This is a genomic window from Phycicoccus sp. DTK01, assembly GCF_017312765.1.
Taxonomy (GTDB): Bacteria; Actinomycetota; Actinomycetes; order Actinomycetales; family Dermatophilaceae; genus Phycicoccus; species Phycicoccus jejuensis.
In genome coordinates this window covers 173992-197549 of the sequence record NZ_BOPU01000005.1, presented here as the reverse complement: position 1 = coordinate 197549, position 23558 = coordinate 173992, and the positions used below count along the sequence as shown (strand labels likewise).

25 protein-coding genes are annotated in these 23558 nt (G+C 74.8%); 18 read left to right on the top strand and 7 right to left on the bottom strand.

The features are described 5' to 3' along the window. Positions 1 to 230: 230 nt before the first annotated feature. The gene (locus J3473_RS19665) at positions 231 to 749 is read right to left on the bottom strand and encodes a hypothetical protein (protein WP_207023997.1); all 519 of its coding nucleotides are present in this window, start codon (positions 747 to 749) and stop codon (positions 231 to 233) included. Between the two features lie 119 nt (positions 750 to 868). Between J3473_RS19665 and J3473_RS12825 the strand changes: the two genes are divergently transcribed. From J3473_RS12825 to J3473_RS12795, 7 genes are all read left to right on the top strand, one after another. Continuing rightward, entirely contained in the window at positions 869 to 1594 is a 726-nt protein-coding gene (locus J3473_RS12825) for an AIM24 family protein (protein ID WP_030527073.1), read from the top strand. Between the two features lie 118 nt (positions 1595 to 1712). Then, on the top strand, positions 1713 to 2726 hold the full coding sequence (bioB, locus tag J3473_RS12820; protein WP_207023995.1) for a biotin synthase BioB: 1014 nt from the start codon (positions 1713 to 1715) through the stop codon (positions 2724 to 2726). Between the two features lie 5 nt (positions 2727 to 2731). Next, a complete protein-coding gene (locus tag J3473_RS12815; protein ID WP_030527075.1) occupies positions 2732 to 2977 on the top strand; it encodes a hypothetical protein in 246 nt (81 codons plus the stop codon). 106 nt (positions 2978 to 3083) lie between these two features. Continuing rightward, positions 3084 to 3638, top strand: a complete 555-nt coding sequence (locus tag J3473_RS12810; RefSeq protein WP_030527076.1) for an NADPH-dependent FMN reductase — start codon at positions 3084 to 3086, stop codon at positions 3636 to 3638. A gap of 120 nt (positions 3639 to 3758) precedes the next feature. Then, entirely contained in the window at positions 3759 to 5075 is a 1317-nt protein-coding gene (locus J3473_RS12805) for an adenosylmethionine--8-amino-7-oxononanoate transaminase (protein ID WP_207023993.1), read from the top strand. 112 nt (positions 5076 to 5187) lie between these two features. Then, positions 5188 to 7326, top strand: a complete 2139-nt coding sequence (locus J3473_RS12800) for a hypothetical protein (RefSeq protein ID WP_207023991.1) — start codon at positions 5188 to 5190, stop codon at positions 7324 to 7326. Positions 7327 to 7342: 16 nt separating this feature from the next. Then, positions 7343 to 8659 (top strand): S8 family serine peptidase, encoded by a 1317-nt coding sequence (locus J3473_RS12795; protein WP_207023989.1) that lies wholly within the window; start codon positions 7343 to 7345, stop codon positions 8657 to 8659. Between the two features lie 105 nt (positions 8660 to 8764). On the opposite strand, the gene J3473_RS12790 is transcribed toward J3473_RS12795, so the two are convergent. After that, on the bottom strand, positions 8765 to 9139 hold the full coding sequence (locus tag J3473_RS12790) for a GntR family transcriptional regulator (RefSeq protein WP_207023987.1): 375 nt from the start codon (positions 9137 to 9139) through the stop codon (positions 8765 to 8767). Further along, positions 9136 to 10080, bottom strand: a complete 945-nt coding sequence (locus J3473_RS12785) for a hypothetical protein (protein WP_207023985.1) — start codon at positions 10078 to 10080, stop codon at positions 9136 to 9138. The genes J3473_RS12790 and J3473_RS12785 overlap by 4 nt, the downstream gene beginning before the upstream one ends. A gap of 113 nt (positions 10081 to 10193) precedes the next feature. Between J3473_RS12785 and J3473_RS12780 the strand changes: the two genes are divergently transcribed. The 9 genes from J3473_RS12780 (at position 10194) to J3473_RS12740 (ending at position 18712) form a co-directional block, all read left to right on the top strand. Continuing rightward, a complete protein-coding gene (locus J3473_RS12780; RefSeq protein ID WP_030527082.1) occupies positions 10194 to 11324 on the top strand; it encodes an 8-amino-7-oxononanoate synthase in 1131 nt (376 codons plus the stop codon). Further along, positions 11321 to 12028, top strand: coding sequence for a dethiobiotin synthase (gene bioD / locus J3473_RS12775; protein WP_207023983.1), 708 nt, complete (start codon positions 11321 to 11323; stop codon positions 12026 to 12028). Before J3473_RS12780 ends, bioD begins: the two co-directional genes overlap by 4 nt. A 53-nt stretch (positions 12029 to 12081) precedes the next feature. Continuing rightward, positions 12082 to 12597: a low molecular weight protein-tyrosine-phosphatase gene (locus J3473_RS12770; RefSeq protein ID WP_207023981.1), complete on the top strand. Its 516-nt coding sequence runs from the start codon at positions 12082 to 12084 to the stop codon at positions 12595 to 12597. Positions 12598 to 12670: 73 nt separating this feature from the next. Next, the gene (gene purB, locus J3473_RS12765) at positions 12671 to 14119 is read left to right on the top strand and encodes an adenylosuccinate lyase (protein ID WP_207023979.1); all 1449 of its coding nucleotides are present in this window, start codon (positions 12671 to 12673) and stop codon (positions 14117 to 14119) included. Next, positions 14116 to 14586, top strand: a complete 471-nt coding sequence (locus tag J3473_RS12760; RefSeq protein WP_242525848.1) for a GNAT family N-acetyltransferase — start codon at positions 14116 to 14118, stop codon at positions 14584 to 14586. The genes purB and J3473_RS12760 overlap by 4 nt, the downstream gene beginning before the upstream one ends. A gap of 150 nt (positions 14587 to 14736) precedes the next feature. Then, on the top strand, positions 14737 to 15495 hold the full coding sequence (locus J3473_RS12755; protein WP_207023977.1) for a hypothetical protein: 759 nt from the start codon (positions 14737 to 14739) through the stop codon (positions 15493 to 15495). A gap of 115 nt (positions 15496 to 15610) precedes the next feature. Beyond that, positions 15611 to 16015 carry a hypothetical protein gene (locus J3473_RS12750; protein WP_030527088.1) on the top strand — a complete coding sequence of 135 codons (405 nt, stop codon included), beginning with the start codon at positions 15611 to 15613 and terminating at the stop codon, positions 16013 to 16015. 56 nt (positions 16016 to 16071) lie between these two features. Then, entirely contained in the window at positions 16072 to 16383 is a 312-nt protein-coding gene (locus J3473_RS12745) for a metal-sensitive transcriptional regulator (RefSeq protein ID WP_207023975.1), read from the top strand. 1 nt (position 16384) lies between these two features. Continuing rightward, positions 16385 to 18712, top strand: coding sequence for a cation-translocating P-type ATPase (locus J3473_RS12740; RefSeq protein WP_207023973.1), 2328 nt, complete (start codon positions 16385 to 16387; stop codon positions 18710 to 18712). 206 nt (positions 18713 to 18918) lie between these two features. Here the strand turns inward: J3473_RS12740 and J3473_RS12735 are convergent, their stop codons facing one another. From J3473_RS12735 to J3473_RS12725, 3 genes are all read right to left on the bottom strand, one after another. Further along, a complete protein-coding gene (locus J3473_RS12735) occupies positions 18919 to 19554 on the bottom strand; it encodes a VOC family protein (protein WP_030527091.1) in 636 nt (211 codons plus the stop codon). A 132-nt stretch (positions 19555 to 19686) separates the two neighbouring features. Then, a complete protein-coding gene (locus J3473_RS12730) occupies positions 19687 to 20244 on the bottom strand; it encodes a DUF4240 domain-containing protein (RefSeq protein WP_207023970.1) in 558 nt (185 codons plus the stop codon). A gap of 121 nt (positions 20245 to 20365) precedes the next feature. Then, a complete protein-coding gene (locus tag J3473_RS12725; RefSeq protein WP_207023968.1) occupies positions 20366 to 21172 on the bottom strand; it encodes a TrmH family RNA methyltransferase in 807 nt (268 codons plus the stop codon). Positions 21173 to 21247: 75 nt separating this feature from the next. Between J3473_RS12725 and J3473_RS12720 the strand changes: the two genes are divergently transcribed. Together J3473_RS12720 and J3473_RS12715 are read left to right on the top strand one after the other, a co-directional pair. Next, on the top strand, positions 21248 to 22015 hold the full coding sequence (locus J3473_RS12720) for a phosphatase PAP2 family protein (protein WP_207023966.1): 768 nt from the start codon (positions 21248 to 21250) through the stop codon (positions 22013 to 22015). Next, positions 22015 to 22743 carry a phosphatase PAP2 family protein gene (locus tag J3473_RS12715; RefSeq protein WP_207023964.1) on the top strand — a complete coding sequence of 243 codons (729 nt, stop codon included), beginning with the start codon at positions 22015 to 22017 and terminating at the stop codon, positions 22741 to 22743. The genes J3473_RS12720 and J3473_RS12715 overlap by 1 nt, the downstream gene beginning before the upstream one ends. On the opposite strand, the gene J3473_RS12710 is transcribed toward J3473_RS12715, so the two are convergent. Next, positions 22728 to 23525, bottom strand: coding sequence for a DUF1206 domain-containing protein (locus J3473_RS12710; protein ID WP_207023962.1), 798 nt, complete (start codon positions 23523 to 23525; stop codon positions 22728 to 22730). The two genes, J3473_RS12715 and J3473_RS12710, sit on opposite strands and share 16 nt — an antisense overlap. Positions 23526 to 23558: the final 33 nt, after the last annotated feature.

Sequence of the window (23558 nt, the reverse complement as noted above, 5' to 3'; positions counted from 1 at the left end):
CGCGGAAGGTTTCCCTTCCACCCGGCAAGGGATCCCTTGCGCCGCGAAAGGTAGACCTTCCGCGACTCAACCGTGTGGTTGCGAGGGGAAGGTAAACCTTCCGCGGAGCATGGATGTCGGGAGAGCACACCACGCACCCGCGTTCTCAGGAACCTCGCCGTCGTGATGCGCGAGCGGGGCGCGGCGCGGGCGCGGGCGGGCGGGACGCGGGACCGCCGCGACCGCCCCGCTCAGGCCCAGCTGGGGGGCGGCGGGGGCGGCGGCGTGGAGGACGACGGGGGCTGCTCGTCGGTGTCGGGCAGCGGCGGCCTCGGGTCCGGGGCGGCGCCCGGCGGCGGGCCGGCGGGCGCGTCCCCCGCGGGCGAGACCCCACCCGGCGGGGGCGGTGGGGGCGCACCGGCCCCGGGCGCCGGCGGCGGAGGCGGTGGCGCACCCGCCCCGGGCGGGGGCGGCGGGGGACCACCGGCCCCGGGCGGGGGCGGCGGTGCCCCGTAGGGCTGCGCAGGCGTCACCGTGAGCGGCCCGAGCCGCCCGGCGGTCTCCAGCTCGCGCAGCGTCGCCATCACCCGCTCGCGGTCGGCGGCGTCGACGGGGCGGCCGGTGGCCTCGAGCCACGCCAGCACCCCCAGGTCGCGCAGCGCGCGGTCGCCCCCCATCCCCGGGACGTTGACGCCGGCGTTGGACATCGCGACGTCGGCCTTGGCGGCGAGGTCGCTCGCCGCCGCCTTCGCCCGCTCGAAGAAGCTCATCCGGGACCTCCCTGACCTGACCCTCGGGACTCCCCGGAACCATAGTGCCGACCCCCTCGTCTCTTCTAGCGTTGACGACAGCGGGGACGCCGTCCCCGACGACACGAGAAGGCGGCACGATGACGATCCACGGCTCCTTGTTCCAGGACTTTCGCGAGAAGGAGAGCCAGGACCCGTTCTCCCTCCAGAACAAGAAGCTCCTGCGCATCGACATGCGCTACGGGCCCGTCCAGGCGAAGACCGGCTCGATGGTCGCCTACCAGGGCGACGTCCGCTTCGCGAACAAGGGCTCGGGCGGCATGGGCAAGATGTTCAAGGCGGCGATGACCGGCGAGGGCGTCAAGATGATGGAGTGCTCCGGCCAGGGCGAGCTCTTCGTCGCCGACGAGGCCGCCGAGATCCAGGTCATGTACCTCGAGAACGACATGATCTCGGTCAACGGCAACAACGTCCTCGCGTTCTCCAGCTCGATCCAGTGGGACATCCACCGCATCCAGGCCCGCGGTGCCGCGATGACCGGCGGCCTCTACAACGTCTCGCTGCGCGGCACCGGCTACGTCGCGGTGACGACCAAGGGCGACCCCATCGCCCTCGACGTCGCCTCCTCCCCGACCTTCGCCGACGCCCAGGCCGTCGTCCTGTGGACCTCCGGCGTCTCGATGGACGTCCGCGTCGACACCGGCGGTTTCGGCTCGATGATCCGCGGCGGCACCGGCGAGCTGCTCCAGATGGCCTTCGGCGGCCAGGGCTACGTGCTCGTGCAGCCCTGCGAGAACGTCGTCGACGGCGGCCACCAGGGCGGCGGCGGCCAGCAGGGCGGGATGCTCGGCCAGTTCCTCAGCTGATCCCGGTCCTCGGACGAGCTCCTCGGACCCCCGGACGGTGCAGCGCGCGCCGGCCGGGGGTCCGTCCGTCCGGCCCGGGGGCGCGCCCGACGCGACGTCGGCTGCAACAATCGCCCGCATGACGGCACAGGCCACCGGCACCGACATCCTCGACGTCGCCCGCGAGCAGGTGCTCGAGCGCGGCGTCCCCCTGACGCAGGAGCAGGTGCTCGAGGTCCTGCGCACCGGCGACGAGCGCCTCCAGGACCTCCTCGCCCTCGCCCACGAGGTGCGGATGAAGTACCAGGGGCCCGCGGTCGAGGTCGAGGGCATCGTCTCGCTCAAGACCGGCGGCTGCCCCGAGGACTGCCACTTCTGTTCTCAGAGCGGCCAGTTCACGAGCCCGGTGCGCTCGGTGTGGCTCAACATCCCCGAGCTCGTGCGCGCGGCCAAGCAGACCGCTGCCACGGGGGCCACCGAGTTCTGCATCGTCGCCGCCGTCCGCGGCCCCGACGCGAAGCTCATGGAGCAGATGCGCGAGGGCGTCGCCGCCATCCGGGCCGCCGTCGACATCCAGGTCGCCGCCTCGCTCGGGATGCTCACGCAGGAGCAGGTCGACGAGCTCGTCGACATGGGGGTGCACCGCTACAACCACAACCTCGAGGCGGGGCGCTCCTACTTCCCGCAGGTCGTGACGACGCACAGCTTCGACGAGCGGCTCGACACCTGCCGGATGGTCAAGGAGTCCGGGATGGAGCTCTGCTGCGGCGGGCTCGTCGGGATGGGCGAGACCCTCGAGCAGCGCGCCGAGCTCGCCGCGCAGCTCGGCGAGCTCGAGCCCCACGAGGTGCCGCTCAACTTCCTCAACCCCCGCCCCGGCACCCCGTTCGGCGACCTCGAGCCGATGGGCACCGGCGACGCCCTGCGCACCATCGCCGCCTTCCGCCTCGCGCTGCCGCGGACGATCCTGCGCTACGCCGGCGGCCGCGAGCTGACCCTCGGCGACCTCGGCACGCGCGACGGGCTGCTCGGCGGCATCAACGCGGTCATCGTCGGCAACTACCTGACGACGCTGGGGCGCGACCCCCGCGAGGACCTCGCCCTCCTCGACGAGCTCGAGATGCCGATCAAGGCGCTCAACGAGACGTTCTGACCCCGATGGTGTTCGCGGATGCCGGGGCGCACGAGCCGGTCGCGCGGGGCGACGAGCCCGGCACGTGGTGCGGCCAGTGCGGGCTCGCGCTGGCCGACGGCGACCACGCGGCGTGCGAGCGCCGCGGTGCGCTCGACCCCCCGCGTTTCTGCGTGCACTGCCGTCGCCGGATGAAGGTGCAGGTCACCCCGGCCGCGTGGACCGCGACGTGCGTGGCCCACGGCAGCGTCGAGCGCACGACCTGGGGCTGACGGGCGGCCGGGCGGAATAGCCGGGGGTCGTTGCGCGTTCAACGACCTGATCAGCGTCGATCGCCCCGTCCGATCCGCCCATCGCCACGACCAGGAGAACACCACCGTGAACGTCCTCGTCCTCGTCGGCAGCCTGCGCGCCGGCTCCACGAACCGCCAGCTCGCCGACGCCGCCGTCGCCCACCTGCCCTCCGGCGTCCGCACCACCGTCTTCGAGCGCCTCGCCGACCTCCCGCACTACTCCGAGGAGCTCGACCACGACGACGCGCTGCCCGAGGTCGCCCGCGACCTGCGCGACGCCGTCGCCGACCACGACGCGCTCCTGCTCGTCACCCCCGAGTACAACGGCTCCCTCCCGAGCGCGCTGAAGAACGCCGTCGACTGGGTCTCGCGCCCCCGCGGCGCCGCGGCCGTCGCCGGCAAGCCCGCCGCCGTCCTCGGTGCGAGCGGCTCGCCGCGCGCCGCCCAGTGGGCCCGCGAGGAGGGCGTCAAGGTCCTCACGGTCGCCGGCGCCGACGTCCTCGAGGACACCGTGGGCGTGGGCTCCGCCTTCCAGGCCTTCGAGGAGGGCCGCCTGGCCGACGCCGAGCTCGACGCCGCCCTGCGCGACCTCGTCCGCTCGCTCGCGGCCAAGGTCGAGCGCGCCCGCGACGCCGCCTGAGGCGACGCCACCCCCGCAGGCCCTCCCGCGAACGCGTGTGAGCACGCCGGTGCCCTCCGGCGAGCTCATACGTGTTCGCCGTGATGGGGCCGCACGAACCGCCGGGCATGATGGGCCGCGATGGATGCCGCCGCCCTCGCCGCCCTGCGCGCCTTCGACCGCGCGCACGTGTGGCACCCCTACTCCTCCGCGCTGACGCCCACCGACCCGTACGTCGTCGAGTCCGCCGAGGGCGTGCGCCTGCGCCTGCGTGACGCCGCGGGCGACGCGCACGAGGTCGTCGACGCGATGAGCTCCTGGTGGTGCGCGGTCCACGGCTACCGCGTGCCCGAGCTCGACGCCGCGGTCACCGAGCAGCTCGGCCGCATGGCCCACGTGATGTTCGGCGGCCTGACCCACGAGCCGGCCGTCGAGCTGTCCCGGCGCCTGCTGGCCCTCTCGCCCACCGGGCTCGAGCACGTCTTCCTCGCCGACTCCGGGTCGGTCTCGGTCGAGGTCGCGATGAAGGCCGCGCTCCAGTACCAGCTCGCCTCCGGCCGCCCACGCACGCGCTTCCTCACCGTCCGCGGCGGCTACCACGGCGACACCTTCTCGCCGATGTCCGTCACCGACCCCGACGGCGGGATGCACGCGCTCTTCCGCGGCGTCCTGCCCGAGCACGTCTTCGCCCCGCGCCCGCCCGGCGGGATCGACCTCGCCGCGGACGACCCCGCCCTCGTCGCGTGGGAGACCACCACGCGAGAAGTGTTCGCGCGCAACGCTGCCGACATCGCCGCGGTCATCCTCGAGCCGGTCCTCCAGGGCGCCGGAGGCATGCACGTCTACCCACCGCGGGTCCTCGAGGTGCTGCACGGGCTGGCGCGCGAGCACGGCGCCCTCGTCATCCACGACGAGATCGCGACCGGCTTCCACCGCACCGGCCCGCGCTGGGCCGGCGACCGCGTGACCACGACCCCGGACATCCTCTGCGTCGGCAAGGCGCTGACCGGCGGGTACCTCACGCTGGCGGCGGTGCTCTGCACCCGCGAGGTCGCCGAGGGGGTCAGCCGGGGCGCCGCCGGAGGGCTCATGCACGGCCCGACGTTCATGGCCAACCCTCTCGCCTGCGCGGTCGCGGTCGCCAACCTCGACCTCCTCGCCCGACGCGACACGGAGGCCGAGGTCGCGCGCCTCGAGGCCGGCCTGCGCGACGGGCTCGCCTCTGCGACAACGCTGGACGCGGTCGCCGACGTGCGGGTCCTCGGCGCCGTCGGCGTCGTCCAGCTGCGCGAGCCGGTACGCGTCCCCGAGGTCACCGCCGCGGCGGTCGCCCGCGGCGTCTGGGTGAGGCCGTTCCGCGACCTCGTCTACACGATGCCTCCCTACGTCACCTCCGACGCGGACCTGGCCACCCTGACGGGCGGCCTCGTCGGTGCCGTCGCGGACGTCCACGGCTGAGGGCCGACGGGCGCGGTTGCGAGTTCTCGCAAGACTCTTGTGGAGCCGCGCGCATACCGAGTAGACATCGCTCACCACAGCAGTGCCGGGGACTCCTGAAGGTGAGAACAGCATGCGCCGTCCACCCATCTCCACCGCGGTTCGCGCCGCGTCCGTCGCCGCCGTCGCGGCCCTCGCGGCGGCCGGCCTGACGATCCCGGCCGACGCCGCACCGCCACCGACGGTCGCGCCACGCAACGCCACCGCGAGCCCGGCCGTCGACGCCTCGGCGTTCTCGGCGGCGCAGCGGGTCCGCCTCATCACCGGTGACGTCGTCACGCTGCCCGGGGCCGGGCGGCCGCTCACGGTCACCCGCAGCCCGGGGTCGCGCTCGTCCTTCTCGGTCGTGCGGACGACCGACCACACGTACGTCGTGCCGTCGGCGGTCCGCCCCCTCGTCGGCCGCCTCGACCTCTCCCTCTTCGACGCCCGCACCCTCGCCACCAAGCCGGCGCAGACGCCGGTCACCGTCACGTACGACTCCACCTCGACCCCGACCGCGGTCCCGGGCGTGAGCATCACGAAGCGCTCCGGGCGCACGGCCACCGGGGTGGTCACCGCCGAGTCGTCGGCCGCGCTCGCGAAGGCCCTGCGGACACGCTCCGCCGCATCGGTGTTCCGCGGCGTCGCCGGCATCACCGCCGCCTCGCCGACCGTCCGCCCGACCTTCCCGATGCACACCGTGAAGATCCGGCTGGGCGACGGCAGCACCCCGGTCGAGGGGCTCGTGATCCTCACCAACGTCGACGACATGCGCAAGGCCTTCACCGCCGGGTTCACGGTGGGCGGCGAAGCCCGCCTCAGCGTCCCGGCCGGCCACTACCAGCTGGCCGCGCTGTTCGGCGACGAGACCTCGAGCGGGCTCGTCGTGCAGCCCGAGTCCCTCGTCACCGGCCCGACGACGCTGCGGCTCGACACCCGCGCCGCCACGGCCCAGGCGCGCACGCGGACCCCGCAGCCGACCGACACCGTCTTCACCGCCCTGGACGTCAACCGCCTCGACGCGAAGGGCGCCGGCTCGTTCGCCCTCGGAGTGATCTCCTTCGACGGCCAGCCGGTGCGCTACTCCCCGGTGCCGGCCGGCTCGGTGGTCCACGGCTCCCTGGACAGCGCCTACACCTCCATCTCGACCGAGCGCGGACACGCCGCGGCCCCGGCGTACCAGTACGACCTCGGCGCCGCATTCGCCGACGCCCTGCCCGCCGACATCACCCTCGACCCGAAGCCGTCGGAGCTGATGCAGGTCACGCACCGGTACCGCGGCAGCACGGCACGCAGCGGCATGGACGCACTCATCGAGCACGGCATCACCCTCCCGAACGGCAGCGGCATCGGGATCGGCTTCTTCCGGCCGGCCCCCGCCCGGACGACGGTGTGGAGTGGCGGCAGCGCGGGCCTCACGGTGTCGGCGTCGTACACGGCCGCCTACGACTGGGAGAGCAACGTCGGCTCGGAGTACCTCACGTCCGCCGAGCGGCCCATCGTCCCCGGCACCTCGCACTCCGAGGTGTGGAACCAGCGGCCGTCGCACCCGAGCATCGCCCGACCGAGCCCGACCTTCCCGGTGTGCGGCGCGTGCCTCCAGGACGGCCACCTGTTCCTCGGCGTGCCGTCGTTCTCCGACAACGACCCCGCGCACTGGGGCCTGGTCGACGACCCGTCGCGCGTCCGGTGGTCGGTCTCGACCGCGGGGCGGGTGCTCCGGGAGTCCGACGGTCCGATGGTCGACCTCGTCGAGCTGCCGAAGGGCACGGCGCCCGTCGTCATCCAGCACCGCGAGCGGATGCGGCGCCTCGGCTTCGCGGACTCGACGACCACGACGACCTGGCAGGTCCCGCGGACCGCGCGGGGCACCGTGCCCGCCGAGTACTGCCTCGACGGCGTGGGGCCGTGCAGCGCGCTCTCGATGCTGGAGCCGCGCTACGACCTCCGGATCGGGGACGACGGCACCGTGCTCCCCGGCCGGCACACCGGCACCCTCACCCTGACGCCCTACCTGTCGACGGCCCGCGTGACGAGCCTGGCCGTCGACGTGAGGTACGGCTCGGGGCCGTGGACGACGGTGCCGTGGACCCGTACCGGGCCGACCACGTTCGCCCTCGACCTGCGCGTCCCGCGCTCGGCCGGCACCGCCGACCTGCGCGTCCGTGCCAACGACTCGGCGAGCAGCACCGTCACCCAGACCATCACCCGCGCGTGGACCGTGCGCTGAGACCTTGGAGACCACGATGAACCGTCAGCGCACTGCCTCCCCCCGTCCCGGCCGCCGCGTCCTGCGGGCCACGGGCGCCCTCCTCGCCACCGCCGTCGTCGGCGCGACCCTCGTGGCCGCCCCGACGAGCGCGGCTCCGCTCGACCCGTCGCCCGCCACGGCGGACGTGACGCTCACCGCGCCCGCGGTGGTCGAGAACGCCTGCGCGACACCACGTCCGGGTAAGGCACGGTGCCTCGCCAAGGGCCGCGTCGACCGCGTCACCCGCCAGGCCGGGCTCGCTGCGAGCGCCGCGACCGACCGCCTCGTGGGGGCGCGGGGCACCGGCGCCCTCGCCACCGCGGCCACCCGCCCGCCGGGCTACGGCGCCGACCAGCTGCGCAAGGCCTACGGGCTCCCCGCGACGGGCAGCACGGCCACGGTCGCCGTACTCATCGCCGGTGACGTGCCCCACGCCGAGGCCGACCTCGCCGTCTACCGCGCGACGTACAAGCTGCCGCCGTGCCGCTCGTCGACCGGCTGCTTCCGCAAGGTCAACCAGCAGGGCCGCGCCGCGCCGCTCCCGGCGGGCGACCCCGGGTGGGCGCTCGAGGGCTCGATGGACGTCCAGATGGTCTCGGCCGCCTGCCCGACCTGCCGCATCCTCCTCGTCACGGCCGACGACCCGTCGCTCGAGAACCTCGCCGCCGCGACCGAGACGGCCCGTCGCCTCGGCGCGAGCGTCGCGTCGCACAGCTACGGCGCCGACGAGTCCGGTTTCGCGCTCACGGTGAAGCGCCCCTACCGCAGCGACCGGATGATCAGTGTCGTCTCCTCGGGCGACTGGGGCTTCACGACGGCGAGCTTCCCGGCGGCGCTGCCGGACGTCATCGCGGTCGGGGGGACGTCGCTGCGCCGCAGCACCAGTGCCCGGGGCTGGTCCGAGCGGGTCTGGGAGTTCGCGGGCAGCGGGTGCTCGGCGTGGTTCCCCAAGCCGGCCGGCCAGAAGGACACGCACTGCGCGATGCGCACGGTCTCGGACATCTCGGCGGTCGCCGACCCGCAGACCGGCGTCGCCGTCTACGACACGTGGGAGAACCCCTTCGGCCCGGACTGGGTGGTCCTCGGCGGCACGAGCACGTCCGCGCCGCTCGTCGCGGGGATGGTCGGGGCGGCCCGTGCCGGCCGGACCGTGCGGACGAGCGCGCTGTACGGACGCACCGCCTTCGTCAACGACGTCGTCGGCGGCACGAACGGCTTCTGCGGCGGCGACTACCTCTGCCGCGGCGTGAAGGGCTACGACGCCCCGAGCGGCATCGGCACGCCGCGCGGCCTGCGGGTGTTCACCGGCTGAGGCAGAGCCCCGACACAAGGGTTCGTCCACGAGACCCCGGCTCCGAGCCGGGGTCTCGTGGACATTTCGGGGTGACCCCGAAAAGGTGGGGCGGGTGGGGCTGGGTCAGCGGGGGGTGACGCGGTCGAGGGCCGCGGCGGCCTCGGCGGGGCCGAGACCGAGGACGCGGGCCCGCTCGAGGTAGGCGCGCGCGGCCTCCTCGAGGGCCTGCTCGGGGGTCGAGGTGGTCGGGGGGTGCGGCGCCACGCGGGTCCCCCCGCCCCGGCGCGAGCGGACGTGACCGGACTGCTCCAGCTCCCGGTAGGTGCGGGCGACCGTGCCCGGCGAGAGCCCGAGGTCGGCGGCCAGCTGCCGCACCGGGGGCAGGCGGTCGCCCGGCGCCAGCACGCCGGAACCGACGAGGTCGGCCAGCTGGCGCCGGAGCTGCTCGTAGGGCGGTGTCGGGTCGAGGACGTCGACCGTGACGGACTGCAGCGTCATCGCCGCGGGGCCCCGACCGGTGACGCGTCCCCCGGCAGCGGGCGGGGCAGGTCCTCGACGCGCACGCGCGGCGTGACGAGCAACGCCCCGAGCGCGGCGGCCGCCCCGACGAGCGCGAGCGGGCCGAGGACGGTGACGACCCAGCGGCCGACGGCCTGGGCGGGGGTGCCGCAGTCGAGGTCGGCGAGCGGCGCGACCATGAGCGAGGCGACCGGCCCGAGGGTGCCGAGCACCGCGAAGAGCGCGGCGGTGAGGACCGTCCCGGCCGACCACCGGCGCAGCACCGAGTCCAGGCCGAGGCCGTGCGGGTCGGGGCAGGGCCGACGGACGACCGCCCGCAGGGCGAGCACCGTCAGCAGCGCGAGGACGCCGGACGTCGCCGCGAGCGGCAGGGCGTAGAACGACCCGGGCCACGGCCCGCGCGAGCCCGCCACCTGCGTCGCGACCCCGTCGACGAGCAGCGTGCACCGCTCGGAGAGGGCGCGACCCGCGCGGCCGAGATCGTCCGGTGAGCCCCAGGCGGCGCCGGCGGCGAGGACCCCGCCGAGCGCCACGGTGGCGAGCGCGAGGAGGGTCGCCCGCCCCCGCGGCAGCACCGAACGCACGGTCCGCGTCTCGACGACCGCGGTGCGCCGGACCCCGACGGAGGGCCGTGCCGTCAGCTCGCCGACGACCGTGCCGAGCAGCACCCCGGCGCCGACGGCCGCCGGGGCGAGCGCCGTCAGCCGGCCGAGCGCGTCGACCCGCTGCCCGAGGCCGAGCAGCAGCCCGCCGCCGACGAGCCCCAGGGCGAGGCCGACGAGCCGCCATCCTCGGGTGCGGTCGGCGATGCGGACGACCTCGGCGTGCTCGTTGACCCCGACGGTGACGACGTGGCGACGCGCCAGGGCGACGCCGAAGGCGACGAGCGCGAGCGGCAGGGCGAGGATGCTGACGAGCACGGTCGCCTCCTTTGCTTGTACCGGATGCTTGACACAAGGAGGATGACTGCTCGCGGCACTTGTGTCAAGGACTTGTCACAAGTGCCGGCGGCCGGGCATGGCAGGATCGAGGGATGAGCAGCCCGCTGGACTGGATCAGGGACGCCGCCGCGGCCCGCGACGCCGTGGGGCTGACCCGGCGTCTCGTGACGACCAAGGCGCGCGACGTCCTCGACCTCGCGGGCAACGACTACCTCGGCCTGCGGCACCACCCCGCCGTCGTCGCCGGGGCCGTCGCCGCCGTCGAGACCTACGGCACCGGCGCCGGCGCCTCCCGGCTCGTCACGGGCACGCTCGACGTCCACGAGCAGCTCGAGGCCTCGCTCGTCGCCATGACGGGCGCCCCCTCGGCCCTCGTCCTCTCCAGCGGCTACGCGGCCAACCTCTCGGTCCTCACGACCCTCGCCGACGCCGGCTCCCTCGTCGTCAGCGACGAGCACGCCCACGCCTCGCTCATCGACGGCTGCCGCCTCGCCCGGGCCGCCGTGACGGTCTCGCGGCACAACGACCTCGAGCACGTCGCCGAGCTCCTGGCCCGCCGTGACACCCCGCGCGCGGTCGTCGTCGCGGAGTCGGTCTACTCCGTGCTCGGTGACGTCGCGCCCGTCGAGGACCTCGTCGCGCTGACCGCCGAGGCCGGCGCCCTGCTCGTCATCGACGAGGCCCACGCGCTCGGGGTCGTCGGGCCGGGCGGCGCCGGGCTCGTGGCGGCCTCCGGGTCGATGGGCGCCGAGCACGTCGTCGTCACGACGACCCTCTCGAAGTCGCTGGCCTCCCAGGGCGGAGCGGTCCTCGCCGCCCCCGAGGTCCGTGAGCACCTCGTCAACACGGCCCGGCCGTTCGTCTACGACACCGGCCTCGCCCCGGCGGCGGCCGGCGCGGCGCTCGCCGCGCTCGAGGTCCTGCGCGACCATCCCGAGCTGCCGGCCCGCCTGCACGCCAACGCCGCCCGCCTCGCCGAGGCCGTCGGGGTCGAGGCGCCGACCGGGGCCGTCATGTCCGTGCCGATGCCCGGGCCGCACGAGACGGTCGAGGCCGTCGAGCGGGCGCTCGCGCTCGGGGTGCGCGTCGGCGCGTTCCGCCCGCCCTCGACCCCCGACGGCACGTCGCGGCTGCGCCTCACCGCGCACGCCCACCACACGGCGCACGACCTCGACCGTGCCGCAGCCGTCCTCGCCGAGATCGTCCCCGGGCGCGAGCAGTGAGCGACCCGCGCGCACTCCCCTCCGTCGTCCTCGTCACCGGCACCGGCACCGACGTCGGCAAGACCGTCGCCACCGCCGCCCTCGCGGCCCTGGTCCGCGGGCGGGGCTCCGAGGTGCAGGTCGTCAAGCCCACCCAGACCGGCGTCGGCCCGGGCGACCCCGGTGACGTGGACGCGGTGCGCCGGCTCGTCGGCACCGACCTCGTGACGCACGAGCTCCTCCGGCTGCGCGACCCGCTCTCCCCGGAGGCCGCGGCCCGCCGCGAGGGCGTGACGCTTCCGCCGGTCGCCCTGCACGCCAAGCAGATCGGCGAGCTCGCGGCGCAGGCCCACGTCACCATCGTCGAGGGCGCGGGCGGCCTGCTCGTGCGTCTCGACTCCCGCGGCGGCACGCTCGCCGACCTCGGCACCGCCCTGCGCTACAAGGGCGTCTCGTGCGGGGTGGTGCTCGTGGCGTCGCCGGGCCTGGGCGTGCTCAGCACCGCCCAGCTCACCGCCGAGGCGCTCGCCGCCCGCTCGCTGCCGCTCATCGGGGTCGTCGTCGGCTCGTGGCCGGCCGACCCCGGGCTCGCCGAGACCGAGAACCTCGTCGACCTCCCGCGCGTCACCGGGGCGCCGCTCTGGGGACGCATCCCCGCGGGTGCGGGGTCGATGACCGCCGAGGACTTCACCGCCGCCGCACCGGGCTGGTTCGACATCTCCTGACGACCGGCCGGGGCGGGCGCCGCACCCGCACGGAGCCCGGCGATGATGGGGGCATGAGCGCCAGCGACCACCCCTACCGCGTCACCGTCGTCTGCCACGGCAACATCTGCCGCTCGCCGATGGCCGAGATGCTCCTGCGCGAGGCGTTCGACGACGCCGGCCTCGGCGACCGCGTCGAGGTCGACTCGGCCGGCACCTCCGCCGAGGAGCTCGGCAACCCGGCGCACCCGCAGACCATCGCCACGCTGCGCCGGCACGGCCATCCCGACGTCGGCTGGTCGGCCCACCGCGCCCGGCAGTTCCGCGCCGACTGGTTCGACGACACCGACCTCGTCCTCGCCGCCGACCACCCGCACGCCGAACGCCTCGGCCGCCTGGCCCGCGACGAGGACGACGCCGCGAAGGTCCGGCTGGTGCGCTCCTTCGACCCGGACGCCGTGGCCGTCGGCGAGCTCGGGATGGACGACCCCTGGTACGGCGGCGACGCCGAGTACGAGCAGACCTACGACGAGATCCGCGCCGCCGTGCCGGGCATCGTCGAGCACGTCCGCCGCGCCCTCGACGCCTGACCGCCGACCCGGCAGCGGGCGGCGCCCGGACGCCGGGGACGACGCCCGCGCGCGCTCTGGGAGGATGGGGGCCATGTCGAGCACGCCCCCGGTCGCGTCCGGGCTCCACGCCGCCCAGTCCCTCGTCGACGTCGCCCCGCCCATCGCGCTCGGGGCGCTCGACGGCCGGTACCGCGGGGTCGTCGCCGGGCTCGTCGACCACCTGTCGGAGCCGGCGCTCAACCGCGCCCGCGTGCACGTCGAGGTCGAGTGGCTGCTGCACCTGACCGACCGCGAGGTCGTGCCCGGCGTGCGCCGCCTCACCGACGACGAGAAGGCCCGGCTGCGGGCCGTCGTCACGACCTTCGGCGCCGACGAGATCGACGAGATGTCGGCCACGGAGCGGGTGACGCAGCACGACGTCAAGGCGGTCGAGTACTTCCTCAAGGCGCGGCTGCGCGACATCGCGCCCGCCAAGGAGGACGCCGGCCTCGCCGAGCTCATCCACTTCTGCTGCACGAGCGAGGACATCAACAACCTCTCGTACAGCGTCATGGTCCAGGGCGCGGTGCGGCAGGTCTGGCTGCCGCGGGCGACCGCCCTCGTCGAGCAGCTGACGTCGATGGCCACCGAGCTCGCCGACGTGCCGCTGCTCGCGCACACCCACGGCCAGCCGGCGACCCCGACGACGATGGGCAAGGAGCTCGCCGTCCTCGCGTGGCGCCTGCGCCGCCAGCTGCGCCGCATCGAGGACGCCGAGTACCTCGGCAAGCTGAACGGTGCCACCGGCACCTACGGCGCCCACCTCGCCGCGGTGCCCGAGGCCGACTGGGAGGACATCAGCCGGACCTTCGTCGAGCACCTCGGCCTCACGTGGAACCCGCTGACGACCCAGATCGAGAGCCACGACTGGCAGGCCGAGCTCTACGCCGACGTCGCGCGCTTCAACCGCGTCCTGCACAACATGTGCACGGACGTGTGGACGTACATCTCGATGGGCTACTTCGCCCAGGTGCGCGGTCAGGGCACCGTCGGGTCGAGCACGATGCCCCACAAGGTCAACCCGATCCGCTTCGAGAACGCCGAGGCCAACCTCGAGGTCTCGAACGCCCTGCTCGACGTGCTCGCCTCGACGCTCGTCCAGAGCCGCCTGCAGCGCGACCTCACCGACTCCTCGATGCAGCGCAACATCGGCACCGCGTTCGGGCACAGCCTCCTCGCCATCGACAACGCGCACCGGGGGCTCGACGGCCTCGACGCCGTGCCGGCCGCGATGGCCGCCGACCTCGACGCCAACTGGGAGGTCCTCGGAGAGCCGGTGCAGTCCGCGATGCGCGCGCTCGGCGCCCGCGGCGTGCCGGGGATGGAGGAGCCGTACGAGCGGCTCAAGGAGCTGACCCGCGGCCGCCGCATCGGCCAGGACGACCTCGTCGCGTTCGTCCGCGGCCTCGGGCTGCCCGCCGACGTCGAGGAGCGCCTCGCCGCGATGACGCCGGCGACCTACGTCGGCCTCGCCCCCACCCTGGTGCGGCACCTGCCGTGAGCACGGCGGCGGTGGCCATCGTCCCGGCGCGGCTCGAGGACCCGCGGCTGGCCGTGCTGGTCGCCGAGCACCTCGCCGAGATGGAGCCCACCGCGCCGGCGTGCAGCCGCCACGCGCTCTCGCTGGAGCAGTTCCGCGACCCCGCCGTGCGGCTGTGGGTGGCCGAGTCGGCGGGCGCGCTCGTCGGGTCGGTGGCGCTCAAGGACCTCGGTGGCGGCCACCTCGAGCTGAAGACGATGCGGGTCGCGCCCTCGCTGCGCGGCTCCGGCCTCGGGCGGCGGCTGCTCGACCACGCCCTGGAGCAGGCGCGCGCGGCCGGTGCGACGCGGGTCAGCCTGGAGACCGGCTCCGGCGACGTCTTCGCGCCGGCGCGCGGCCTCTACCGCGCGCACGGGTTCGTCGACTGCGAGCCCTTCGGCGACTACCGCCCCGACCGCCACAGCACCTTCCTCACCCGCACCCTCTGACGCTGCCCGCCCCCTGCCCCCGCCCCCTGCCCCCGCCCCCTCCTTCACCCCCTTCCTCCCGCGAACGCGTGTGAACACGCCGGTGCCGACCGGCGGGTTCACACGCGTTCGCGGTGGGAGACTGCGCCCAGTCGTCCAGGGGGTTGCATCGTGGGTGGGTCCACCGCTGAGCTCCGTCGCGCCTCGTGGCGCGGTCGGACCGTTCTCGTCCTCGTGGCGGTCGGCGGCGCGATGACGCTGGGTGCGTGCACCGGCACCCCGGCCGGAGGCGCGACCGCCCCGACCACCGCGCCGGCGGCGTCGCGTACCGCTGCGTCCACGTCGGCCACCCCGGCGCCGGGGCCGGTCGACGCCGAGGCGTTCCTCGGTGGGCTCCTGGAGAAGGTCGAGGGGCAGGACTCGGTGAACGTCGTGGTCGACTCGGACTACGAGTTCCTCAACGCCGACCTCCTGCTCTTGACCGGTGCACAGCGGGTCCTCCTGCGGGACGCGGAGCAGTCGCTCAACGTCGTCGTCATCGACGACGTCGTGTGGACCCAGGACGAGGAGCCGCTCGGGTCGCCGTGGACGGAGGTCGACGAACGCCCGGAGGGACTCGAGGCCGCCGGCCCGTCGCACCACGTCCGGGCGTGGCAGGACGGCGTCCGGTCAGTGACGCGGGGCAGGACGGAGGTGGTCGAGAGCCACACCCTGACCACCTACGCCGTCGCCGTGCGGGCGGACGCCGCCTGGGCGACGCTCGGGATGGTGACGCAGCCCGGGTCGCCCGACACGGTCACCTACATCGTCCGGGTCGACGAGGACGGCCTGCTGCGCGACGCGAACGCGACGATGGGGGACTCGAGGGTCACCATCACCTACGACGGCTGGGGCGCCCCGCTCGAGATCGTCGCCCCGCCGCGCGACTGACCGCCCCCTCCGCCTCCCCCTCTCCGCGAACGCGTGTGAACCCGCCGGTGTCGCCCGGCGGTTTCACACACTTTCGCGGTGGAGCGCGGGACGCCCGGCGTGGGAGGGTGGGGCCGTGTCCAGCACCGACCCGCGTCCCGTCGACCGCGACGACGTCGACGGCATCGCGATGGCCCTGCCCGACGTCACGCGCGAGGGCACCGACACCCACCCGTCCTACGCGGTGCGCGGCAAGGGCTTCGTCACCTGGCGGGGGCCGCGCAAGGACGCGGTCGACCCCGACACCGGTGAGCGGATGGACGACGTCATCTGCATCGTCGTGCCCGGCCCGGACGACAAGGAGTCGATCCTCCAGCTCGGCGAGCCCTGGTTCACGACACCGCACTTCGACGGCTACGACGCCGTCCTCGTCCGCGAGCGAGACCTCGGGCGGCTGGACTACCTCGAGCTCGCCGAGATCATCACCGACGCGTGGGCGACCAGGGCGCCGAAGAAGCTCGTCAAGGAGCACCTCGGCTGACCCGGGCGGCGGCCCCCGGATGGTCGCCTAATACCCCATGGGGGTATCATCGACGCATGACCACCTCCCCCGCGGCCGACCCGGTCGTCCCCGGCTACTCCGAGACCAAGGACGCCCACCTGCGCCGCCTCAAGCGCATCGAGGGCCAGGTGCGGGGCATCGCCCGGATGGTCGAGAACGACACCTACTGCATCGACGTCCTCACCCAGGTGAGCGCCGTGACCCGCGCGCTGCAGGCCGTGAGCCTCGGCCTGCTCGAGGAGCACGTCGCCCACTGCGTCGTCGACGCCGCACGCGAGTCCGACGAGGCCGCGACCGAGAAGGTCGACGAGGTCATCGCCGCCGTCACGCGCCTCGTGAGGAGCTGAGATGACCCAGACCGCCGACCGCCCCGCCGACGAGGTCCGCGAGGTCGACCTCGCGATCTCCGGGATGACCTGCGCGTCGTGCTCGGCGCGCATCGAGAAGAAGCTCGGCCGCCTCGACGGGGTCGACGCCGTCGTCAACCTCGCGACCGAGAAGGCCACCGTCCGCTGGACCGGGCCGCTGACCGTCGCCGACATCGTCGCGACCGTGCAGCGCACCGGGTACGGCGCCGAGGTGCTCGGCGACGCCCCGGCCGCCGATGCCGATGCCGCGACCGCAGCCGCCGACGCCACCACCGCCGACGGCGCGTCCACCGACGCCCCGGCGTCACCCGCCCCGGACGCGGGCGCCGCGGTCGAGCGCGCCGTCGCGCCGGCGGCCCGCCACCAGGTCTCCCGCCAGGACGACCTGCGCCGGCGCGCCGAGGTCGCCGCCCTCCTCACCGTCCCCGTCGTCGTCCTCGCGATGGTCCCCGGCCTGCACTTCACGGCCTCGCCCTGGGTGCAGCTCGTCCTCGCGACCCCCGTCGTCGCGTGGGCCGGCTGGCCGTTCCACCGGGCCGCCGCGCTCAACGCCCGGCACGGCGCCTCGACGATGGACACCCTCGTCTCGCTCGGCGTCCTCGCGGCCTACCTCTCGTCCCTCGTCGTCGTGGTGACCGGCCGCGCCGGCGGGATGGACGGCGACGGCGCGCACGTCTGGTTCGAGACCGCGACCGTCGTCACGACCTTCCTCCTCGTCGGCCGGTGGATGGAGGCGCGCGCGACCGACCGCACCCGCGACGCGCTGCGCGGCCTGCTCGACCTCGGCGCCAAGGACGTCGCGGTGCTGCGCACCGACACCGCCTCCGGGGCCACCGTCGAGGAGCGCGTCCCCGTCGACCGGCTCGGCGTCGGCGACCGCTTCGTCGTCCGCCCCGGCGAGAAGGTCGCCACCGACGGCGTCGTCCGCGACGGGCGCAGCGCCGTCGACGCCTCGCTCGTCACCGGCGAGTCGGTGCCGGTCGACGTCGCGCCGGGCGCCGAGGTCACCGGCGGCACCGTCAACACCACCGGCCGCCTCGTCGTCGAGGCCACGCGCGTCGGCGCCGAGACGACGCTGGCGGGCATCACGCGGATGGTCGAGCGCGCGCAGACGAGCAAGGCGCCGGTGCAGCGCCTGGCCGACCGTGTGTCGGCGGTCTTCGTGCCGGTCGTGCTCGCCGTCGCGGCGCTCACCTTCGTCGGCTGGTGGCTGGGGTCCGGCGACCCCGCCCGCGCGCTCGAGGTCGCCATCTCGGTGCTCGTCATCGCCTGCCCCTGCGCGCTCGGCCTCGCGACGCCGACGGCCCTGCTCGTCGGCACCGGCCGCGGTGCGCGGATGGGCATCCTCATCAAGGGCGCCGAGGTGCTCGAGGACACCCGGCGCATCGACACCGTCGTCCTCGACAAGACCGGCACCGTCACCTCGGGCGAGATGACGCTCGTCGACGTCGCGACCGCCGGCCGGCTGCCGAAGGACCAGGCGCTGCGGGCCGCCGCGGCCGTCGAGCAGGGCAGCGAGCACCCGGTGGCGCGGGCCGTCGTGGCGGCCGCCCGCTCCCGCGCACTCGGCGTGCCGGAGGCCTCCGACTTCGAGGCGCTCCCCGGCGCCGGCGCGCGGGCCCGCATCAAGGGCACCGAGGTCGTCGTCGGCCGGGCCGACCTCTTCGACGAGGTGCCGCGCGAGATCGCGACCCCCGCCGCCGAGGGCACCTGCGTCTGGGTCGGGTGGGACGGCCGGGCCCGGGCCTCGCTGACCGTCGCCGACACCGTGCGGCGCAGCTCCGGGCGGGCCGTGCGCGCGCTCGACGAGTCGGGGCTGGTCTGCTACCTCCTGACCGGCGACCACGACCGGGCCGCGCTCACCGTGGCCCGCGACGTGGGCATCCCCGTCGGACGCGTCGTCGCCGACGTCCGGCCCGAGGACAAGCACGCGATGGTCGCCGACCTCCAGCGCCGCGGGCGGGTCGTCGCGATGGTCGGCGACGGCGTCAACGACGCGGCGGCGCTCGCGCAGGCCGACCTCGGCATCGCGATGGGCAGCGGCACCGACGTCGCGGCCGACGCCGCCGACATCGTCCTCCTGCGCTCGGAGCTGCCGGCCGTCGTCGACGCGATGGACCTCTCGCGGGCGACCCTGCGGACCATCCGCCAGAACCTCGGGTGGGCGTTCGGCTACAACGTCGCGGCGATCCCGCTCGCCGTCGCCGGGGTGCTCAGCCCGATGGTCGCCGGCGCCGCGATGGCCGCCTCGAGCGTCCTCGTCGTGACCAACAGCCTGCGCCTGCGCCGCTGGACCCCCCGCGGCTGACCCGTCCCTCCCCACCGACTGCGAGTTCCGCCGCTCGACGCGCCGCCCCGCGGTGTGTCGAGCGGCGCAACTCGCAATCAGTCGGATGCTCTCCGCCGCCCCGCGGTGTGCCGGGCGGCGGAACTCGCAAGAAGTCGGCCCGAGGACGTGACGAGGCCCCCGCCGGATGGTCCGGCGGGGGCCTCGTCGTCGCGGGGTGCGGGGCGTCAGACGACGACCTCGCCCTGCGGGGTGTCGAACGTGACGGCCATGAGCCCGGGGGTGCCGTGCGGCGCCACGAAGGAGAACTCGATGACCGACGAGGTGTAGTCGGCGGGCAGGCCGAGCCAGTCGCGCACGCGGTCGGGGTCACCGGCGATCGTCAGCGACTCGATGGTCACCTCGGTGTCGGCGTCCTCGGAGGGGTGCGGCGTGCCCTCCTCCCACGTGATGAAGAAGGGGAGCTGGGGGTCGGCCTGCAGGCCCTTGACCCCGAGCTGGCGCCAGCGCAGCTCGACCCCGTCGGGGCGGTGCCGGTTGCCGTTGACGGCCTCGCGGCCGAGGCGCTGCTCCTGCTCGGCGATGTCGTCGACGCGGACGACCCAACCGAGCCAGCCACCGCCGGCCTGGGAGCGCGCCCGGACGACCTGCCCGAAGGGCGCCTTGTCACTGGCGGGGTGGTCGAGGACCTCGACGACCTCGACGTACCGCTCGTGGGCGAGCGGCAGGATGACGTTGCGCGTCCCGAAGCGCGGGTGGACTCCCCCGTCGACCGGCTCGACGCCGATCAGCTTCGCGAGACGCTCGGCCGTCGCGTGCACGCCATCGTGCTCGGCCGCGTAGACGACGTGGTCAACTCGCATGCCGTTCATGGTCGCACACGCGCGAGGGTGCTCTTGACCGGGGTCGGAGGGTACCGGCTCAGACGTCCCACCGGCCACAGCAGCCCCATCGCGTCGCATGACCACCGCAGGGGACGCCCGAGCCGCGGCGGCTCAGAAGCCACCGTGCCGCCGGGAGCCCGACGGTGTCCGCCGACGCCGCCAGCGGGCCAGCCGGGGCAGCACCTCCGCGTACCGCGCCGGGTCGAGGACGGCGCCGAGGGGGTGCCCGTCGGGCAGGTCGGACGCGGCGAGCCGGGGGTACGCCTCGTAGAGGTCGACTCCGGTGAGGTACTGGTACGCGTCGGGCGTCGCGGCCGCGAGCTCGTGCGCGAGGCGGACCTCGTCGAGGTCGGCCGGCAGGTACCCGGCGAGGGCGTCGGGGTCCGCGAGCACCTCGTCGACGACCTCGAGACCGCGGAAGAGCAGGTGCGTGCGCAGGTCCGCGAAGAGGTCGTCGCCGAGCGGGCCGATGGCGAAGTCGCCCGCGCACCAGAGCGGGTGGACGAACATCCGCCGGTGCTGGCGCCCGCACTCGCGATGGAAGGCGACGACCTCGTCGGCGCCCAGCCCACAGAGGGTGTCGAACAGCTCGACCGCCATCCGGTCGACGTCACCGCCACCTCGCGCGCGCACGCCGTCGACGATCTCGCACATCCGGTCCCGGTCCATGTCGGTCCACCTTCCAGAGGGGTCCCCGCCCTACCGACCCTAGGTTCGCGGGCGGGCCCCGGTCACGACCCGACGGCGACGTCGGGCCGTTCCGCCGTCGCGGCGTCGGCCGAACGGCGACTCAGCCCTGGCGCTGACGCACCGCCTCGTAGAGCACGACCGCGGCGGAGACGCCGGCGTTGAGCGAGTTGACCGTCCCCGCCATCGGGATGCGCACGCGCGCGTCGGCGGCCGCGAGCGCCGCGTCGGTCAGGCCCGTCTTCTCGGTGCCGACGGCCACGGCGACCCCGCCGCTCAGGTCGCAGTCGGTGTGGAGCATCTCGGTGTCGGGGGTCGTCGCGACGAGCCGGATGCCCCGGTCGGCGAGCCAGGCGAGCACCTCGGGCAGCGGGGCGGAGGCGACCGGCACCGAGAAGACCGTGCCCTTGCTCGCGCGCACGACGTTGGGGTTGCCCCAGTCGGTGACCGGGTCGGCGGCGACGACCGCCGCGACCCCGGCGGCGTCGGCGCTGCGCAGGACCGAGCCGAGGTTGCCCGGCTTCTCGAGGCCCTCGAGGACGACGACGAGCGGGTCCTCGGGCAGGTCGAGCGCCCGCAGCGGCGTGCCGGCGACCGGGACGACGGCGATGAAGCCGTCCGGCCCCTCGCGGTAGGCGACCTTCTCGAAGGCGGCGCGCCCGCAGCGGATCGTGCTCGCCCCGAGGTCGCGGACCCGCTCGACGAGCCCCAGCTGCGCGTCGGCGTCGAGCATCAGCTCGGGGCAGTAGAGGAGCGTGCGCGGCCGCACCCCGGCGTCGACGGCGAGCAGCAGCTCGTCGTAGCCGTCGACGACGGTCAGCCCCTCGGCCTCGCGGGCCCGGCGGCGCCGGAGCGCGGCGACGGCCTTGAGGCGCGGGTTGGTCGCGGAGGTGACGTGGAGCTCGGCCATGGCGCGCCCAGCATCCCACGGGGCGGAGGGGCCCGCGCCCACCGCGGCCCGCCCCGGGTGCGGTAGACATGCCGGATGACCAGCACCGACGAGGCGGCCCCGTCCCGCACGCGCACCCGCCGCCTCGGGCGGGCCGCCCTCTACGCGCTGGTCACCGGGCTCGTGCTCTTCGGGGTCGGGTTCCTCGTCCGCAGCCGCTGGGACCCGCTCATCAGCCTCGACGACGACGTCATCCGGCACCTCACCGACGTCACCCGCGCCCACCCGGGTCTGCGCGAGGCGTTCATCGTGTGGCAGGCCGTGAGCCAGCCCGTCAACCTGCACGTCGTCGGCACCCTCGTCTGCCTCTGGGTCTGGCTGCGCAAGGGGATGCGGACGCGGGCCTGGTGGGCGTTCGCGACGCTCATGCTCTCGTGGTTCGTCGGCCTCGTCGCCAAGTACGTCTTCCAGCGCGCCCGGCCCGTCGTCGAGGACCCGGTCTCCGAGGCACCGGGGTACTCCTTCCCGTCGGGGCATGCCGTCAACTCGGCGGCGTGGGTGGCGGTCCTGCTCATCCTGGTGTGGCCGCTGCTGAGGACCCGGGCCGCCCGCACGGTCGCCGTCGTCCTCGGCGCGGCCGTCGTCGTCGTCACGGCGCTGGACCGGATGTTCCTCGGCGTGCACTACCCGAGCGACGTGACCGTCGGCGTCCTCACCGGCACCGGCCTCGTCCTCGCCTCGTACGCGGGCTACACCGGCTGGAACCCGCGCGACCCCGACGACGCCCGCGACCCCGACACCACGCGCCACCCGGCCGACACCGACGTCGCCTCCGACCGTTCCGCCTCTCGCCAGGAGTCCTGATGTCCTTCCTCACCCGCTGGGACGACGACACCTCCCGCCCCTCGTTCGGCTCGGCCCTGCGCGACGCGGCCGTCCGCGCCGTCCTCCCCGGCGTCGGCGTCTTCGCCGTCATCGTCGCCATCGGGCTGGTCATCATGGGCCCGCTGCGCGACTTCGAGGCCGAGAACGCGGTGAGCCGCTGGTTCCAGGACCGGCGCACCCCGCTCGGCGAGAGCATCACCAAGGTCATGTCGATGATCGGCAACACCGAGTACGTCATCGCCGTCGCCGTGCTCGTGGCCCTCGTCGTCCTCTGGCGCACCCGGCAGTGGTGGTTCGCCGTCGTCCCACTGCTCGCGATCTCGCTGCAGGCGACGATCTTCGTCATCGCGACGGCCGTCGTCGGGCGACCCCGCCCCACGGTCGAGCGCCTCGACCCCACGCCGCCGACGTCGAGCTACCCGAGCGGTCACGTCGGCGCGTCGACCGCGCTGTACGTCTCGTTCGTCCTCATGGCCACCCGCATCCCGAACCTCGCCGTGCGCCGGGCGGTCATCGCGGTGTGCGTCCTCGTGCCGTTCGCGGTGTCGTTCGCGCGCCTCTACCGGGGCGCGCACCACGTGACCGACATCCTCGTCGGGCTGGCCAACGGCATCGCGTGCGCGCTGCTGGCGTGGGGCTACCTGCGCCGGGACACCGGCGCGTCGACGGACGGGTCGGGCGACCGGGCGGCTCAGAGCCGCGCGTAGCGCGCCCGGGCGAAGGAGTAGACGCCGTACGCGGCGATGCCCAGCGCGACGACGGTGAGGACGACCGAGCCGCCCGTCATGTCCTTGAGGGACTTCAGTGCCCCGTCGAGGCCCTGCGCCTTGTCGGCGTCGTGCTGGACCGCGGCGACGAGGAAGAACACGCCGACGACGACGAGCGCCACGCCCTTCGCGACGTAGCCCGCGCGACCGGCCTGCACGGCCCAGTCCCCGGGGTGCTCGGTGAGGTCGCCGAGGAACTTCTTCTTCCAGCCCTTGTAGACGTGGTACCCGGCGATGCCGAGGACGACGAGACCGAGCGCCCCGACGAGGACCTGGCCGGCGGGGCTGCCCATGAGCGCCTGGGTGGCGTCCTCGGTGTCCTTCTCGCTCGAGCCGTTCGACCCGAGCGCGACGACCTTGAACGCCGTCCAGGCGAAGAACAGGTACATGACGCCCTTGGCGGCGAGCTTGAGCCGGTCGGTCACCTCGCCGTGGCTGATCGCGCCCTCGGTGAGGTTCCAGAGCCCGAGGAGGGCGAAGCCGACGACGGCGACCCAGAGGAGGAACGGGCCGGTCGTCGAGCCGGCGACGGCCGACAGGGCACCGGACTGGTCCGCGCTCTGCGAACCCGAGCTGCCGATGCCCCAGGCGATCTTGACGGCCAGGTAGGCGATGACGAGGTGGAGCACCCCGAGGACGCCGTACCCGACCCGTGCGCCCCACTCGACGACAGGACTCTCGTTGGCCTCACGGGTGACACGGGAGACGTCGGCGCTGCTCATGGCAGGCCACCCTGCCACCCCCGAGGAGGCGGC